The sequence below is a fragment of the Collinsella sp. WCA1-178-WT-3 (M1) genome (assembly GCF_009696325.1).
Classification (GTDB): domain Bacteria; phylum Actinomycetota; class Coriobacteriia; order Coriobacteriales; family Coriobacteriaceae; genus Collinsella.
Window position 1 is genome coordinate 80,518 of record NZ_VUME01000005.1, and the last position, 15,719, is coordinate 96,236.

Consider the following 15,719-nt stretch of genomic DNA (forward strand, 5'->3'; position numbering starts at 1 on the left):
CCACATGGATTTATATTGCTGCCATAGAGCAGTCCTTCCTGTGGGTGTCTGGTCCGCTTTGAGCGGTCGGGCATCTATTTTTTTGACTGTATCAGCAGTCAAGACATGTGAGGAAGGAGATCGATGGGCACGACTTCCCCCAAGGCGGTCATCATGGACGAGACCGCCGTCAACCGAGCGATGACCCGCATCGCGCACGAGATTCTCGAGCGCAACGAGGGCTGTGAAGACCTCGCTCTGGTCGGCATCGTCACGCGCGGCGACCTTCTGGCAAAGAAGCTCGCCGAGGCGATCAAGGAGATCGAGGGTGTTGACGTTCCGCTCGGCAGCCTGGACATCAGCTTCTATCGCGATGACTATGCGACTAACTTCGCTCCCGCGATCCACGCTACCAACATTCCCTTCAGCGTCGACGGCAAGCGCGTCGTTTTGGTGGACGACATCCTGTACACGGGCCGCACCATCCGCGCCGCTCTGGACGCCGTTATGGACCTGGGCCGTCCGAGCCGCATCGAGCTGGCGGTTCTCGTTGACCGCGGTCACCGCGAGCTCCCTATCTCGCCGGACTTTGTCGGCAAGAACGTTCCCTCGTCGCACGAGGAGAGCGTGCACCTATATATGAAGCAAGTCGACGGCCGTACCGCTGTCGAGATCAACGACGTCGCGCCGGGTTCCCACGTGGGCTCCGCGCCGCTGGGAGGTGAGTAGTACCGTGGCGTTCAATCATAAGCACCTGATCGACATTACCGAGTACTCCGAAGAGGACATCAAGCTCATCCTCGAGACCGCCAAGGCGTTCTCCGAGGTCAACGAGCGTGCCATCAAGAAGGTCCCCACGCTCAAGGGCAAGACCATCGTCAATATGTTCAACGAGCCCTCGACGCGTACCCGCAGCTCCTTCGAGCTCGCCGAGAAGCGTCTTTCGGCCGACAGCCTCAACTTTGGCGGCTCCTCGACCTCCACGGTCAAGGGCGAGAGCCTCGTCGATACCGTCGAGACGCTCAACGCCTACAAGATCGACTGCATCGTCGTGCGCGACAAACATGCCGGTGCTCCCTACATCGTCACGCAGAATTCGCCCGCGAGTGTTATCTGCGCCGGTGACGGTAAGCACAACCACCCCACGCAGGCTCTGCTCGACCTGTACACCATCTGGGAGCACAAGGGTGACTTCCACGGTCTGAAAGTCGCCGTCGTCGGCGACATCGCCCACTCCCGTGTTTGCGGCTCGCTGATCCCCGCGTTGAAGATCATGGGCTGCGAGACCTACGCCGTCGCCCCCGGCACGCTGCTGCCGCCGGCGCCCGAGGTTCTGGGCTGCGACCACGTGACGAGCGACCTCGATTCCGTCCTGCCCGAGCTGGACGTCGTCTACATGCTGCGCGTACAGCAGGAGCGCCTCGAGGGTGCCCCGTTCCCGACCATTCGCGAGTACCACAAGCTCTTCGGCCTGACCCGGGACCGTGAGAAGCTCATGAAGCCCGACGCGATCATTTGCCACCCGGGCCCCATCAACCGCGGCGTCGAGTTCGACTCCTATATGGCCGACCACCCGCAACGCTCCGTCATCCTGGAGCAGGTCTACGCCGGTATCTGCGTGCGTATGGCTATCCTGTATCTGCTGCTTGGAGGTGCCGATAATGGCCTTGCTTCTTAAGAATGCCCACGTCGTCGATCCGTCCGTCGAGCTTGACGGGGTCGTTGACGTCCTGATCGACGGCGACAAGATCGCCGAGGTCGGCGAGAACCTCGCCGCCGAGGGAGCCGAGGTCCGCGACCTTTCCGGTAAGTATCTTGTCCCTGGCCTGGTGGACATGCACGTCCACCTGCGCGAGCCCGGCTACGAGGTTAAAGAGGACATCGAGAGCGGCACCCGCGCAGCTGCCAAGGGCGGCTTCACTGGCGTGTGCGCCATGCCCAACACCGACCCCGTTACCGATAACGGTACCGTTGTTGAGTTCGTCAAGTCCCGCGCTGCCGAGGTCGGCCACTGCCGCGTCTATCCTTCTGGCGCCATGACCCGCGGTCTTAAGGGCGAGGCTATGTCCGAGATGGGCGATATGGTCGCCCACGGCGCCGTCGCCTTCACCGACGACGGTCGCGGCGTGCAGGGTGCAGGCATGCTCCGTCGCTGCATGGACTACGGCAAGATGTTCGGCAAGGTCTTCATGAGCCATTGTCAGGACGAGGACCTGGTCGGTCACGGCCAGATCAACGAGGGCAAGGTTTCGACTCGTCTGGCCCTCGAGGGCTGGCCGGCTGCCGGCGAGGAGCTCCAGATCGCCCGCGACATCGAGATCGCAAAACTGACCGGTGCCAAGCTGCACATCCAGCACATCTCCACCGCGCATGGCCTGGAGCTCGTGCGTGCCGGCAAGGCCGCTGGCGTTCAGGTTACCTGCGAGGCAACCCCGCATCACATGTTCCTGACCGAGAACGACCTGGACGAGACCTACAACACCTCGCTCAAGGTTAACCCGCCGCTGCGTACCGACGAGGATGCCGAGGCCATCCGCCAGGGTGTCATCGACGGCACCGTCGACGTCATCGTCACCGATCACGCTCCCCACACGCCGTGGGAGAAAGCCCGTGAGTTCGAGCTCGCGCCCTTTGGCATGATCGGCCTCGAGACCTCGCTGTCGCTCGTGCTCACCGAGCTGGTCAACACGGGCAAGATGGGTATGGGCCGCATGGTCGAGCTCATGGCTATTAAGCCGCGTGAGATCCTGGGCCTCGACCAGGTTCAGGTCAAGGCGGGCTCTGTTGCCGACCTGACCGTCTTCGACGCATCTGTCACCTGGACGGTCGGCGAGGACGGTTACGAGTCGCGCGCCGAGAACTCCGGTTTTGCCGGCCGCACGCTCACCGGTCGTGCCACCGATGTGTTTGTCGGCGGTAAACAGACGCTTGCCGACGGCTGCATCTGCTAGCATAGCCTTATCGCTTTTGTGCGCGGTGCCCTTGCGGTGCCGCGCTTTCTGTTCGTTTGGTCCATGCAACTGCATGGGGGATTGGAGCGTCTATGCCCACACCTTCCACTGCACGCATGCACGACTTCGAGGTCGTCTCGAACCAGGAGATCGCCGACGGCATCTTCTCGCTCGTTATTTCGGCCCCCAAGCTTGCAAGTGCGCTCAAGCCCGGTCAGTTTGTGAACATCGCCGTGCCCGGCGATGCCTCTTCGCTGCTTCGCGTGCCCTTGAGCTTCTATCGCTCTGACGCCGAGGCCGGTACCGTCGAGCTGTGGTACGCCGTCGTGGGCGACGACACCCGTCGTCTGTCGCAGATGGGCCCCGGCTCCAAGTCCAACCTGTTGGGCCCTGGCGGCCGCGGCTGGCTGGTACCCGAGGGCACCAGGAAGGCGCTGCTCGTGGCGGGCGGCATCGGTGTTCCGCCCGTGCTGTGCCTCGCTGGCATGCTTGCCGAGCAGGGCGTGGCCGTTGACGTGTGCCTGGGTTTTGGCACCGCGTCCAAGGTCGTGGGCGTCGATGAGTTTCGCGCGCTGGGAGCCACGGTCAACGTGTGCACCGACGACGGCTCGTTGGGTACGCACGGCTTATGCACCGATCCTGCCGCTGAGCTGCTCGGCAAGGGCGGTTACGACTACGTCGCCAGCTGTGGTCCCGCCGTTATGATGAAGAAAGTCGCCGCCGCTGCCGCCGAGGCCGGCGCGTACTGCGAGGTGTCGCTCGAGCGCATGATGAGCTGCGGCTTTGGCGCCTGCAACACCTGCAATGTCGAGACGGTCGACGGTATGAAGGGTGCCTGCATGTGCGGCCCCGTGTTTGATGCTTCCAAGGTGGTGGTCTTCTAGTGGGTACCGTGAACATGTCCGTCGATTTCGGCGGCGTCAAGATGCAGAACCCCATCAACACCGCAGCCGGTACCTTTGGCTACGGTTGGCAGTTCCAGAACTTCTTTGATGTCTCCCAGCTGGGTGCCATCACCACCAAGGGTTGCGCTGCCGAGCCCTGGCCCGGCAATCCCGCACCCCGCATGGCCGAGATCCCCGGCGGCATGATCAATTCCGTGGGCCTGCAGAACCCCGGTGTGGCCGCTTTCGCCCGCGAGTCCGGTCCGTGGCTCGAGCAGCTCTCCAAGGACGGTTGCCAGGTCATCTGCCAGGTTGCCGGTCACTCCGTTGATGAGTTCGTGCGCGCGCTCGAGATGTATGTCGAGCTGTGCCCCTGGGCTGCCGGCTATGAGATCAACGTGAGCTGCCCCAACATTGCCGCCGGCGGTGCCGCCATGGGCTCCACGCCCGAGGGCGCCTCTTCCGTTATGGCTGCCTGCCGCAAGGTGACCGATAAGCCGCTGTTCGTTAAGATGGCTCCGGTCAACGTCGCCGAGATCGCCCGCGCCCTCGAGGCTGCCGGCGCCGACGGCCTTTCGGTCATCAACTCCATCCAGGGCATGGCCATTGACGTGCACACCCGCAGGTCCCGTGTGGCCAAGCCCAAGGGCGGCCTTTCGGGCCCGCTGTGCCACCACATCGCCGTGCGCATGGTCTGGGAGGTCGCCCAGGCCGTCGATATCCCCATCAACGGTGTCGGCGGTGTCATGACCGGCGAGGATGCGGCCGAGTTTATCCTGGCCGGCGCCACCTGCGTGTCGGTCGGCATGGCCAACTTCGTCGACCCGTGTGCTTCGCTTAAGATCGCGCACGAGCTCGAGGCCTGGGCGGAGTCCCAGGGCGTAAAGGACATCAACGAGCTGGTAGGTGCGTTCGAATGCTAGAGACCGATGCCCGCGACCGTGTTATCGTCGCCCTCGACTGCGACCGTGAGCGCGCACTCGAGCTCGCCCATGAGCTTTCGGGCCATGCCGCCTGGCTCAAGGTGGGCATGACGCTCTATTACGCCCAGGGTCCCGAGATCGTCAAGACGTTCAAGGATTTGGGCTTTAAGGTCTTCCTCGACCTCAAGTTCCATGACATTCCGCATCAGGTGCGCGGTGCCGCTCGCTCGGCCTCGCTTGCCGGTGCCGACCTGCTCTCGGTCCACGGCTTGGGTTCGGGCGCCATGCTCGCTGCCTGCCGCGAGGGTGCCGAGGAGGCGCGCGAGGACCGCGCCAAGCTCGTCGCCATCACCGTACTTACGAGCATGAATCAGGATGCGCTGGCGGAGATCGGCGTCGAGTCGCCCGTGGCCGAGGAGGCCGCTCGCCTGGCAAAACTCGCTCAGGCCAACGGCATCGACGGTATCGTGTGCTCGCCGATGGAGGCTCACGACATGCGTGAGCTGCTCGGCCCCGACGCGCTGATCGTGACTCCGGGTGTGCGTCCGGTGGGTGCCGCCCTGGGCGATCAATCCCGTGTGGCCACACCTTCCCAGGCTATCGAGCGCGGTGCGAGCCACATCGTGGTGGGCCGTCCTATTACCGGCTCCGACGATCCGGTTGCGGCCTTTGACGCCATCGTCGCCGAGCTGGTCGAAAACGTCGCGTAAAAGATTCCCTCAAGTCACCACTTTTGGGTCTTATTAGCACAAATTAGCCCTTGTGCCTGCGAAAACTTTCCCATCCTTTGTGTGGAATCACAGGTCAGGGGCTCAACTTTGACCTCCGTATATTGCACTTTTCGCAGGTATCGTCTAACCTATGGAGCCGTCGATTGGGCATTTAGTGCGTTTGACGTGCTAAAATGCCAATTATTGCATCAGATATAACCCAACTATTTGGAGGTTCGAATGGCACTCCCTCAGCTTACCGACGAGCAGCGTAAGCAGGCTCTTGAGAAGGCTGCCGCCGCACGTCACGCCCGCGCTGAGCTTCGCGAGCAGATCAAGAAGGGCGAGAAGTCTCTCGAGTCCGTGCTCAACTCCGATGACCCCATCGCTTCCCGCATGAAGGTTTCCACCCTCATTGAGTCTCTGCCCGGTTATGGCAAGGCCAAGGCCGCCAAGATCATGGAGGAGCTCGGCATCTCCGCTACCCGTCGCGTCCAGGGCCTCGGCGTCCGTCAGCGCGAGCAGCTCCTCGAGCAGCTGACCAAATAAGTGAGCGCTCAGGATTCAAAGCTCTTTGTGATTTCTGGACCGTCAGGTGCAGGCAAGGGCACGCTCGTCACTCGTGTGCGCGAGCGCCGCTCGAACCTGGGCCTGACGGTTTCGGCTACCACGCGAGCGCCACGTAAAGGTGAGGTCGACGGCGTCAACTACTTTTTCCTGACGCGCGAGGAGTTCGACCGCCGCGTGGCAAACGGTGAGTTTGTTGAGTGGGCCGAGGTCCACGGCAACTGCTACGGTACGTTGGTGAGTGAGGTCGCATCCAAGCTCGCCTCTGGCTCGTCTCTGATCTTGGAGATTGACGTCCAGGGTGCCCTGCAGGTCAAGGAGCGTTTCCCCGAGGCCGTGTTGATCTTTATCAAGCCGCCTTCGCTTGAGGTGTTACGCGATCGCCTGGTCGGTCGCGGTACCGAGACGCCCGAGACGATCGAGCTGCGTATGGCAAACGCCGCCGATGAACTTGCCCTTGCCGACCGCTACGACGACGTCGTGGTGAATGACGATCTCGACCGCGCGACCGATGAGCTCGTTCGCGTTCTCGATATGCATGAAAGGATCTGAGGTCCGTGTCCGTTGTAAAGCCTTGTATTGACGATCTTCTGGAGAAGACCGATCACAACCGCTTCCTGCTCGCCTCGCTTGCCTCCAAGCGCGCCTGCGACATTAACAGCATGCTGCGTGGCCAGCACAACCGCGTGCTTGCCGTTCAGGATGTCGATGACATTACCATTGGCCTCTCCGGCGCCGATACCATCTCGATGGCTATGGACGAGATTGTCGACGGCGATATCTCCTATGACGAGGCTCGTTACAAGAAGGCGCTCGGCCACAAGGTTGCTGAAGCCTAAATGGCAGCTCGCGTCTGCCTGGTCCACTATCACGAGGTTGGACTGAAGGGCAAGAACCGCGCACATTTCGAGCATATCCTCATGGATAACATCAAGGCGGCCTTGGCCGCCTTTTCCGTGAATGCCGTGTCTCGAATTTCCGGTTATATCCTCGTGACCTTTAACGAGCATCAGGCCGACGAGGCGGCGCGTGTCATTCGCACCGTCCCCGGCGTTGCCCGCGTGTCCCTGGCATATCACACCAACCGCGACCCGCAGGAGTACTGCGCCGCCGCCGTGAAGGCGCTGCGTGAGTTTGGTCCTTTCGATTCGTTTAAGGTGCATGCCAAACGCTCTAACACCGACTACGAGCTCACCTCGATTGATATCAATCGTCAGGTTGGCGAGGTACTGTGCGAGGCCTTCCCCGATAAAAAGGTCCAGATGCACGACCCCGACGCGATGGTGCACGTACTGGTGGTCCAGGGTAGCGTTTACGTGTATGCGCGCTCCGAGCGCGGCGTGGGCGGTCTGCCGGTGGGTTCCGCCGGCAAGGTTGTGACGCTTCTGTCGTCGGGCATCGATTCTCCGGTGGCGACCTGGATGCTCGCGCGTCGCGGCGCGGTGTGCGTGCCGGTACATTTCTCCGGTCGTCCGCAGACACCCGATACGAGCGAGTATTTGGTGCAGGACATTATCCGTGCGCTTGCGCCGGGCGTCCAGATCGGCCGCCTGTACGTGGTGCCGTTTGGCGATTGCCAGCGTGAGATTTCCGTCACCTGCCCCAGCAACCTGCGCGTGATCATGTATCGCCGCATTATGTATTCGGTTGCCGAGCGCATTGCGCATATCGAGGGCGCCAAGGCTATCGTGACCGGTGAATCGCTCGGTCAGGTTGCCTCCCAGACGCTCGAGAACATTATGGCCGTCAACGAGGCCGTCAAGATCCCCATGTTCCGCCCGCTGATCGGTTCGGACAAGCAGGAGATCATCGCGCGTGCCGAGGAAATCGGTACCTTCGATATCTCGACCGAGGCTGCTCCCGATTGCTGCACGCTCTTTATGCCGCGCCGCCCCGAGACGCACGCAAAACTCGATGCCGTGCATGAGGCGTGGGAGCTGTTCGATCACGAGGAGATGATTGAGCGCTTGCTCAAACAGACCGAGTACATCGACTTCGAGAGCAACACGTACAAGGCCCCTAAGACCTTAAAACGTAAACATCCTCAGCTTGCTCCACGTGAGATTTACCAAGATCACGAATAATGTTGTGTATAGACCGGCGGTGCATTTGCATCGTCGGTCTTAATCTACCTGGGCATTAGGCGATAAACGGTTCATTTGTCGACGTGTATCTGAATAAATGGACACTATCCTGCAAGGTTTTGGTCAGCTTTTGGTTTGACTTCGATAACCGGTGTGGGCGTGCGGAGGCTACGGCGCTCGTTTCCTGACACGATGGTGTTGGGAGGTGTTTGCTATGGCGCAACGCGAGCAACACGAACGGGTTAAACGGATGGACCGCTGGGCAGAAAAGCTGCTCGGCCATAAGGCGATGGTCGTGGCGATTCTGATTGTCATTGCCGCCGCGAGCGGCTTGGCGATGGCAAGTTTTGGTAGCCGCTCCAGCGGCGTGTCGTTTGAGCGTAGTGATGAGACGGGCGCCTCGGATGTGCGCGGGGCCGGGGATGGGTTACCTGATGATGCCGATGAGTCGTCTGCCAAGAGTTCTTCTGCTGAGGTGTACGTCGATGTCGATGGCGCCGTTGCGAGGCCTGGCGTGTACCGGCTCAAAGACGGAGCGCGGGTGTCCCAAGCGATCGATGCCGCCGGAGGGCTTACGGCTGAGGCGGATGTGACAGGGCTTAATCGTGCGTCCAAGATCACAGATGGTCAAAAGATCTATGTTCCGATGGTGGGGGAGCCACAAGCGGCTGCGGCGGTCGGCGGGGTCGATAGCGGTGCTGCCAAGAATGATGGTGCGGGGTCTTCGTCGGGGCTTGTGAATATCAATACGGCAAGTGCGGCGGAACTGCAGACGCTTTCGGGCATCGGGCCTTCTACGGCCCAGTCGATTGTCGATGAGCGGACTCAAAACGGGGCCTTTGCCTCGGTCGATGACCTCATGCGCGTATCGGGGATCGGTGAGAAAAAGCTCGCCAAAATTAAAGATTGCATCTGCGTATGAGTGTGTCCGAGTGCGAGCATGTGATGCCGCCGCGGCCCCTGATGCCGTGGACGATGGCCCTTTGTTCTGGCTTGTGTGCGAGCTGCGGCCTGGTACTTAACGTGGCAGCCGATTTGCTGCTGGGGGAGCGGGCAGCGCCTGTCACATTGCTTATGGCCATTCCCGTTTCGGCTGCCGCGTGCATCGTGTTGGCTCGGTTTTGTATGCGTCTTGTGCGGTGGAGGCGATGGCTGTATGCCGCGGCCCTCGGCCTCCTGGCGGGAGCGGTCGTGTCCGCGGGTTGGGCGATAGGGGCGTTGCGTGCTTCGACGGCACTGGATAATCGAGCTGCGAGCAGTCTCGAGTTTGTTGTACAGGGTGATCCATCCATCAATGACGGGACGTACTCCTATACCTGTGATTCATATGCGGGTGGAAAGCGCTTGGGCGAGATACGGCTGTCGTGTGATCGTGAGCTCGGCGCCGGTTCGCATGTGCAAGCTATCGGTCGAATGTCGCGTTTTGAGAATGATGCGTATGGGCGCTCACGCGTGCTTCGGGGCGAGCTTCGAAAAGTTAAGGTCATCCGGTTGGTATCGGTTGACGAAGGCTTTCCGGGGCCGTTGCCTTGGCTGCGAAACGAGCTCCTTGCCGTTATCGCGCCCGAGACCGATCCGGCGCGCTCGCTCATTGCCGGCGTTGTCTGCGGACGCTCCTCCGAGCTGCGTGCTCAGCCGGCGGGCGATTTGTTTTCGGTAACGGGCACCGCACATCTTATCGCCGTCTCGGGCAGCCATCTTGCCATCGTTGGGTTTGTGATTGAGAGCGCCCTGCAAAAGACTCGCCTCTCTCGTGGGCTGCAGAGAGGGCTGTTGGTGCTGGCCCTCGCTGCCTATGCCGTCTTTACGGGCGCTTCGCCCTCGGCCGTGCGCGCGTGCTGTATGGTGGCGGTGACGCTTGTCGTCAACGGCGCCGGACGTCGTCGGCATGGCCTTTCGGCTCTATTTTTGACCATGACAATCTTTATGTTGCTGCGTCCGACAGTATTGTTCGAGATGGGTTTTCAGCTATCGTGCGCCAGTGTTTTTGCCATCCTTTGTTTTTGCCCCTACGCTACCTACGCCTTGGGCGAGCTGGGCGTGCCATCGGGGGTTGCCAGTATTTTGTCCGTCACGCTGTGCTCACAGATCGCGACACTTCCCGTAACCATTCCCGCATTTGGGATGTTTTCGCTCATTGCCCCGCTTGCAAATGCCGTGATCGGTCCGGTGATAAGCGTGCTGCTCGCATCTTCGGTTGTGCTGGTGCCTTGCTCGCTTGTGCCGCTCTTGCGCCACGGGGCGCTTGTGGTGCCCGTGGCTATCGCTCGCTGTGCCCTGTTCTTTGAGCAGCTCTTTGCTGTCGTTCCGGGCGCATCCGTAAGCGTGCCGCCCGATACGCCCTTGGTATACGTGGTGCCTTTTTCGCTGGTGCTCCTCTTGGTCTTGTGGCCACGCCCCCGCGCGCGGCCCATGGCAGTGGGGCTGCTGTGTTTGATGCTTGTAGCGGGCGTTCCGTATGTCTATTGGGATCGATGTGCGCCGCCTTCGGCGACAGTCCTTGATGTTGGCCAGGCCGATGCGATTCTGGTTCGTCAGGGTGGCGCCGTGGCGCTCGTCGACTGTGGGCTCGACGCGCGCGTGGTGTCGGCGTTGGTTCGCAATAACGTCCACCATATCGACGCCGTCTTCGTGACGCATTGGGATGAAGACCATTGGGGCGGTCTTCCCGACGTACTCGATCGGTTTTCGGTGGGAACCATTGCGGTTGCGGCGGATGCGCTGGGCAGCGCGCCTGCTGAGGTTCTGAATCGCCCAAGCGTCACGTATCGGCAGGTGGCTCGCGGAGACACAGTCGATATTGGCGCATTTCGGGCTCGTGTGATGTGGCCGTTTGATACGGTTGACGGTGAGGGCAATGAGGACTCGCTTGTCTTGCTGCTCTCCTATGCTCAGGAAGGCAAAAGCCTGCGTATGCTCCTCACCGGTGATGCCGAGCTCGATCAGGAGCGCGAGTTTGTACAGGAGGTGGGTGATATCGATGTGCTCAAGCTGGGGCATCACGGCTCAAAAGATTCCATCGATACAGACCTGCTGGAAACCCTTAAGCCCGAGCTCTCTATTGCGAGCGCGGGCGAGGGCAACCGCTACGGCCATCCATCCGATGCCTGCATCGATGCCGTTGGCGATGCGGGCGGCGCGTTCGCATGCACTATCGAGAGAGGCGACATTACCGTCTCGCCGACTGCGGCCGGTTTTGCCATGCGATGTCAGCGACCGTGATGCTGCCGTTGGCGCGGGACCAACCCGTGGGATAGAATGGCACGGTACGAACAGGAGAGCCTGCGGGAGGGGAGCGCGATGTCTGAAACCGGTCTGCTGCCGGCATATCTGATCGTCGGTACCGACGGAGTCAAGCGCGACCACGCCGTCTCGCGTATGAAAGCACGTCTGGAAAAGTCGGGTATGGTCGAGTTCAACCTCGACGAGCGCGACATGACCAAGGACCCCGATATCGAGTCCATTATCGGATCGCTCAACACGTTTCCCATGGGCAGCGAGTTTCGCTTGGTAATCCTTGACGGCTGCTCAAAGCTCGCCAAGACGGTCTCGGAGCCGCTTGTCGAGTATTTAGCGAGTCCAAGCCCCACAACGGTCTGTCTCATCATCGCCGACTCGCTTGCCAAGAACACGCGCCTGTATAAGGCGATCGCCAAGATCGACAAGAAGGCCGTGATCGATTGCTCCGGCACCAAGCGCTGGGAGCTACCGCGCCGCGTGCAGCAGATGGCGACGCAGCACGGCAAGTCGATCTCGACGGCGGCCGCCGAGGAACTCGTCTCGCGTTCGGGTGAAAACACTCGCATGCTCGACAACGACTTGGCCAAGCTTGCCCAGATGGTCGATGCGCCGCAAATTGAGCTTGCCGATGTGGAACGCTGGATCGTGCGCACGGCCGAAGTTCAGCCCTGGGATTTTCTCAACGCGGTCTCGGCTCGTGATATGCGCCGCTCGCTTGAGCTCTTTGGGCTGCTACCCGCCAAGAGCTATGTGTGGACCTACACGCTGCTGTGCGGACGCATTCGCGAGCTTATCGTCGCCAAGGCACTCGATGCGCGTGGGCAGGGTCGCGAGCTTGCCGCGACGCTCAAGCTTCAACCCTGGCAGGTTAAGAATCACCTGACCTGGGCACGCCGCTTTTCGATGGCGGAGCTCGTCGCGGCGCTCGAGGCCGCGGTCGATGTTGAGCTCGCTCTTAAGGGTTCGGCCGATTCTCAGAACGCGCTTTTGCTCTGGATTACGAACATCTTGAGAAAATCGTGATGATACCTGTCTATTTGACAAATTCGTTCTATCCCTTTGAGGGGGAGCGTGCTATAGTAGGCGCTTGCATGACCTCACCGTGTCTCAGAGGTGTCATACATTTTTTGCAAGGAACTCGAAAGGAACTCCAGAAGTGGCAAACATCAAGTCTCAGAAGAAGCGTATCCGCACCAATGAGGCAGCTCGCATGCGTAACAAGGCTGTCAAGTCCGAGCTCAAGACGCTGACCAAGCACGTCCAGTCCGCCGTCGCCGAGGGCGACGCCGAGAAGGCCCAGGCTGCCCTCAAGACCGTCACCAAGCGTCTCGACATGGCTGCCGCCAAGCATGTTATCCACAAGAACCAGGCTTCCAACCGCAAGTCCGGTCTTGCCAAGCTCGTGAACAGCATCAACGCCTAAGTTGTAAATTTCACACCACACAGATTACGCGCATAAATGGAGCCTGTTTTATGGAACAGGCTCCATTTTTTGTACCGCTCGGGTAAGATAGTCCGCATGAATACTTCAATTGACATTTCCCACATCCGCAACTTCTCGATCGTTGCGCACATCGACCATGGCAAGTCCACGATCAGTGACCGCATCCTCGAGCTCACCCATACCGTCGACGAGCGCGACATGGAATCGCAGCTGCTCGACACCATGGATATCGAGCGCGAGCGCGGCATCACGATCAAGTCCAATGCCGTTCGCGTTTCCTATGACGCCGACGATGGCGAGACGTATCAGTTCAACCTGATCGATACGCCGGGCCACGTGGACTTTACCTATGAGGTCTCGCGTTCGCTTGCCGCTTGCGAGGGTGCGGTGCTCGTCGTCGACGCCACGCAGGGCGTCGAGGCGCAGACCGTCTCCAACGCGACGCTCGCCATGAACGCCAACCTGGATATCGTGCCCGCTATCAACAAGATCGACCTGCCGTCGGCACACCCCGACGAGGTTAAGACCGAGATCGAGGATGACCTTGCGATTCCTGCCGACGATGCCGTATGCGTATCGGGCAAGACCGGCGAGGGTATCCATGATCTGCTTGAGTCCATCGTCTTTTTGATCTCACCGCCCAAGGGCGATGCGACGGCGCCGCTCAAGGCGCTCATCCTGGATTCGTATTTTGACGAGTACCGCGGCGTCGTCGCCACGGTCCGCGTCTTTGACGGCTCCATCAAGAAGGGCGATACCCTTCGCATGATGCAGGCCGAGGGCGACTTTTTGGTCGATGGCGTGGGCGTCAAGCGTCCCGCCGAGACTCCGGTCGACGCGCTGACGGTCGGTGAGGTGGGCTACGTGGTCACGGGCCTGAAGGACCCTGAGGCCGTTCGCGTGGGCGATACCCTCACGTGGGCGTCGAATCCCTGCCCTGAGCCGCTTCCCGGTTACCGTGAGGCCAAGCCCATGGTCTATACGGGCTTGTTCCCGATCGACAACAAGGATTATGAGAACCTGCGTGACGCTCTCGATAAGCTGCATGTCAACGACCCTTCGTTGGTGTGGGAGCCCGAGACCTCGGTGGCGCTCGGCTTTGGCTTCCGCGTTGGCTTCTTGGGCCTGCTGCATATGGAGGTCGTCAAGGAGCGTCTGGAGCGCGAGTTCAACCTGGACCTCATCGCCACGAGCCCTTCGGTGGACTACCACGTCTACAAGACCGACGGCGAGATGATTGATGTCCGCAGCCCGCAGGATCTGCCCGAGGCTACGCGCATCGAGCGCATTGAGGAGCCCTACCTCAAGGCCAAGATTATCTGCCCGCCCGAGTATACGGGAGCCGTCATGCAGCTCGCTATCGAGCACCGTGGCATTACGACCGACATGATCCACCTCACGAGCAAATCGGTCGAGATGCGCTTCGACATGCCGCTCGCCGAACTCATCCTGGACTTCTTTGACCAGCTCAAGAGCCGCACCAAGGGCTATGCGTCGCTCGACTATGAGTTCAATGAGTATCGTCCCTCCGAGCTCGTCAAGCTCGATATCCTGCTTTCGGGCGACGAGGTGGACGCGCTTTCGTTTATCGTGCACAAGGACAAGGCCTATGGGCTGGCCCGCGGGTTGTGCGACAAGCTTAAGGAAATTATTCCGCGCCAGCTGTTCGAGGTGCCCATTCAGGGTGCCATCGGCAACAAGATCATTGCCCGCTCGACTGTCAAGGCGCGCCGCAAGGACGTTTTGGCCAAGTGCTATGGCGGCGATATCTCGCGTAAGCGCAAGCTGCTCGAGAAGCAGAAAGAGGGCAAGAAGCGCATGAAGGCCATCGGTTCGGTCGAGGTCCCGCAAGAGGCCTTTATGGCGATCCTCAAGGTGGACGAGTAGTTCCATGGCGCTTTCCGAATACAGTACGCGGCTGCTGGGTGCCTATGCCGAGCAGCCGTTCCTTATGGCTCCCATGGCCGGCGTGACCGATCCCGCCTACCGCATCATGTGCCGCTGCCGCGGCGCCACTCTTGCCTATAGCGAGATGGTGAGCGTGGCGGGCCTTGCCTATGCCAGCAATAAGACGTGGCGCCTGGTGCTGCCGGCCGACGAGGAGCGGCAGATCTGCGTGCAGCTCTTTGGCTCCAAGCCCGATCAATTTGCGAGCGCCGTCGCTGCCGTCGAGGAGCGTGTGGGCGATCGCCTGTCGCTGATCGATATCAACATGGCCTGCCCGGCTCGCAAGGTCGTCACCAAAGGCGAGGGCTCGGCGCTCATGCGCACGCCCGAGCTGGCCGAGAAGATCGTCGAGGCGGCGGTGGGCGCGGCGCACGTGCCCGTGACCGTTAAGATCCGCAAAGGCTTTTACGCCGAAGATCGCAATGCCGCGACGTTTGCCCAGATGCTCGAGGGGGCGGGCGCCGCTGCTGTGGCGGTGCATGGTCGCTGTGCCACGCAGCTCTATACGGGTCAGGCCGATTGGTCGGTCGTCGATGAGGTGGCCGATGCTGTCGAGATTCCCGTCATCGGTTCGGGCGACGTGTTCTCGGCCGAGGATGCCGCGGAGCATCTGCGCAACTCGGGTGCCAGCGCGGTGTTTATCGCACGCGGTATCTACGGTAATCCCTGGGTTTTTGGTGATGCTCGCGCCCTTGCGCTCAATGGCGTACCGGTGCCGGTGCGCAGCTCTGTCGAGCGCCTGGACGCCCTGCGCGAGCATCTCACGCTGACGCATGAGCTTCTGCCGCTCATGTCTCGTGCCCGTACGTATGCAAGCTGGTATCTAAAGGGCATGCCCCATGCCGCCGCCTGGCGTGCCCAGGTGGTGCGTTGCTCCACATATGAGGAGTTCATGGCATTGGTCGATGATATCGAGCGCGATGTGGTGGCCTGCGAGGCCGCACTTGCCGCTGGCGAGTCGGTGCCCGCTCATCCGCTGGAGGCCTAACG

General features: G+C 61.0%; 16 protein-coding genes. All 16 read left to right on the forward strand.

Translation table 11 applies throughout. The annotated features are described in order from the left end of the window. The first annotated feature begins 123 nt into the window (after positions 1-123). Positions 124-708, forward strand: a complete 585-nt coding sequence (gene pyrR / locus FYJ40_RS04615) for a bifunctional pyr operon transcriptional regulator/uracil phosphoribosyltransferase PyrR (protein WP_154516262.1) — start codon at positions 124-126, stop codon at positions 706-708. Positions 709-712: 4 nt separating this feature from the next. Next, on the forward strand, positions 713-1,657 hold the full coding sequence (locus FYJ40_RS04620) for an aspartate carbamoyltransferase catalytic subunit (protein WP_370450595.1): 945 nt from the start codon (positions 713-715) through the stop codon (positions 1,655-1,657). Next, entirely contained in the window at positions 1,641-2,930 is a 1,290-nt protein-coding gene (locus tag FYJ40_RS04625) for a dihydroorotase (RefSeq protein ID WP_154516264.1), read from the forward strand. Before FYJ40_RS04620 ends, FYJ40_RS04625 begins: the two co-directional genes overlap by 17 nt. Before the next feature lie 116 nt (positions 2,931-3,046). Beyond that, the gene (locus FYJ40_RS04630; RefSeq protein ID WP_154516544.1) at positions 3,047-3,814 is read left to right on the forward strand and encodes a dihydroorotate dehydrogenase electron transfer subunit; all 768 of its coding nucleotides are present in this window, start codon (positions 3,047-3,049) and stop codon (positions 3,812-3,814) included. A gap of 14 nt (positions 3,815-3,828) precedes the next feature. Beyond that, entirely contained in the window at positions 3,829-4,737 is a 909-nt protein-coding gene (locus tag FYJ40_RS04635; protein WP_154516266.1) for a dihydroorotate dehydrogenase, read from the forward strand. After that, entirely contained in the window at positions 4,731-5,447 is a 717-nt protein-coding gene (pyrF, locus tag FYJ40_RS04640) for an orotidine-5'-phosphate decarboxylase (RefSeq protein WP_154516269.1), read from the forward strand. The genes FYJ40_RS04635 and pyrF overlap by 7 nt, the downstream gene beginning before the upstream one ends. 240 nt (positions 5,448-5,687) lie before the next feature. Further along, positions 5,688-5,996 carry an integration host factor, actinobacterial type gene (gene mihF, locus FYJ40_RS04645; RefSeq protein WP_006236130.1) on the forward strand — a complete coding sequence of 103 codons (309 nt, stop codon included), beginning with the start codon at positions 5,688-5,690 and terminating at the stop codon, positions 5,994-5,996. Further along, entirely contained in the window at positions 5,997-6,566 is a 570-nt protein-coding gene (gene gmk, locus FYJ40_RS04650) for a guanylate kinase (RefSeq protein WP_370450596.1), read from the forward strand. 5 nt (positions 6,567-6,571) lie between these two features. Further along, a complete protein-coding gene (locus FYJ40_RS04655) occupies positions 6,572-6,853 on the forward strand; it encodes a DNA-directed RNA polymerase subunit omega (protein ID WP_370450597.1) in 282 nt (93 codons plus the stop codon). After that, on the forward strand, positions 6,854-8,098 hold the full coding sequence (gene thiI / locus FYJ40_RS04660) for a tRNA uracil 4-sulfurtransferase ThiI (protein ID WP_154516275.1): 1,245 nt from the start codon (positions 6,854-6,856) through the stop codon (positions 8,096-8,098). A 214-nt stretch (positions 8,099-8,312) separates the two neighbouring features. Then, on the forward strand, positions 8,313-9,020 hold the full coding sequence (locus FYJ40_RS04665; protein ID WP_154516278.1) for a helix-hairpin-helix domain-containing protein: 708 nt from the start codon (positions 8,313-8,315) through the stop codon (positions 9,018-9,020). Between the two features lie 602 nt (positions 9,021-9,622). After that, on the forward strand, positions 9,623-11,320 hold the full coding sequence (locus FYJ40_RS04670) for a DNA internalization-related competence protein ComEC/Rec2 (RefSeq protein ID WP_195838551.1): 1,698 nt from the start codon (positions 9,623-9,625) through the stop codon (positions 11,318-11,320). Between the two features lie 78 nt (positions 11,321-11,398). Continuing rightward, positions 11,399-12,361 (forward strand): DNA polymerase III subunit delta, encoded by a 963-nt coding sequence (gene holA, locus FYJ40_RS04675; RefSeq protein ID WP_154516284.1) that lies wholly within the window; start codon positions 11,399-11,401, stop codon positions 12,359-12,361. Between the two features lie 133 nt (positions 12,362-12,494). Further along, positions 12,495-12,761: a 30S ribosomal protein S20 gene (gene rpsT, locus FYJ40_RS09005; protein ID WP_022094714.1), complete on the forward strand. Its 267-nt coding sequence runs from the start codon at positions 12,495-12,497 to the stop codon at positions 12,759-12,761. 96 nt (positions 12,762-12,857) lie between these two features. After that, positions 12,858-14,669: a translation elongation factor 4 gene (gene lepA / locus FYJ40_RS04685; protein ID WP_154516289.1), complete on the forward strand. Its 1,812-nt coding sequence runs from the start codon at positions 12,858-12,860 to the stop codon at positions 14,667-14,669. 4 nt (positions 14,670-14,673) lie between these two features. Continuing rightward, positions 14,674-15,717, forward strand: a complete 1,044-nt coding sequence (gene dusB, locus FYJ40_RS04690) for a tRNA dihydrouridine synthase DusB (RefSeq protein ID WP_154516292.1) — start codon at positions 14,674-14,676, stop codon at positions 15,715-15,717. Positions 15,718-15,719 lie beyond the last annotated feature (2 nt).

What these genes read in the sequence shown, in the direction of transcription:
- pyrR (WP_154516262.1), top strand. Translation starts at nt 124, where the DNA reads ATGGGCACGACTTCCCCCAAGGCGGTCATCATGGACGAGACCGCCGTC.
- FYJ40_RS04625 (WP_154516264.1), top strand. Translation starts at nt 1,641, where the DNA reads ATGGCCTTGCTTCTTAAGAATGCCCACGTCGTCGATCCGTCCGTCGAG.
- FYJ40_RS04630 (WP_154516544.1), top strand. Translation starts at nt 3,047, where the DNA reads ATGCACGACTTCGAGGTCGTCTCGAACCAGGAGATCGCCGACGGCATC.
- FYJ40_RS04635 (WP_154516266.1), top strand. Translation starts at nt 3,829, where the DNA reads ATGTCCGTCGATTTCGGCGGCGTCAAGATGCAGAACCCCATCAACACC.
- pyrF (WP_154516269.1), top strand. Translation starts at nt 4,731, where the DNA reads ATGCTAGAGACCGATGCCCGCGACCGTGTTATCGTCGCCCTCGACTGC.
- mihF (WP_006236130.1), top strand. Translation starts at nt 5,688, where the DNA reads ATGGCACTCCCTCAGCTTACCGACGAGCAGCGTAAGCAGGCTCTTGAG.
- thiI (WP_154516275.1), top strand. Translation starts at nt 6,854, where the DNA reads ATGGCAGCTCGCGTCTGCCTGGTCCACTATCACGAGGTTGGACTGAAG.
- FYJ40_RS04665 (WP_154516278.1), top strand. Translation starts at nt 8,313, where the DNA reads ATGGCGCAACGCGAGCAACACGAACGGGTTAAACGGATGGACCGCTGG.
- holA (WP_154516284.1), top strand. Translation starts at nt 11,399, where the DNA reads ATGTCTGAAACCGGTCTGCTGCCGGCATATCTGATCGTCGGTACCGAC.
- lepA (WP_154516289.1), top strand. Translation starts at nt 12,858, where the DNA reads ATGAATACTTCAATTGACATTTCCCACATCCGCAACTTCTCGATCGTT.
- dusB (WP_154516292.1), top strand. Translation starts at nt 14,674, where the DNA reads ATGGCGCTTTCCGAATACAGTACGCGGCTGCTGGGTGCCTATGCCGAG.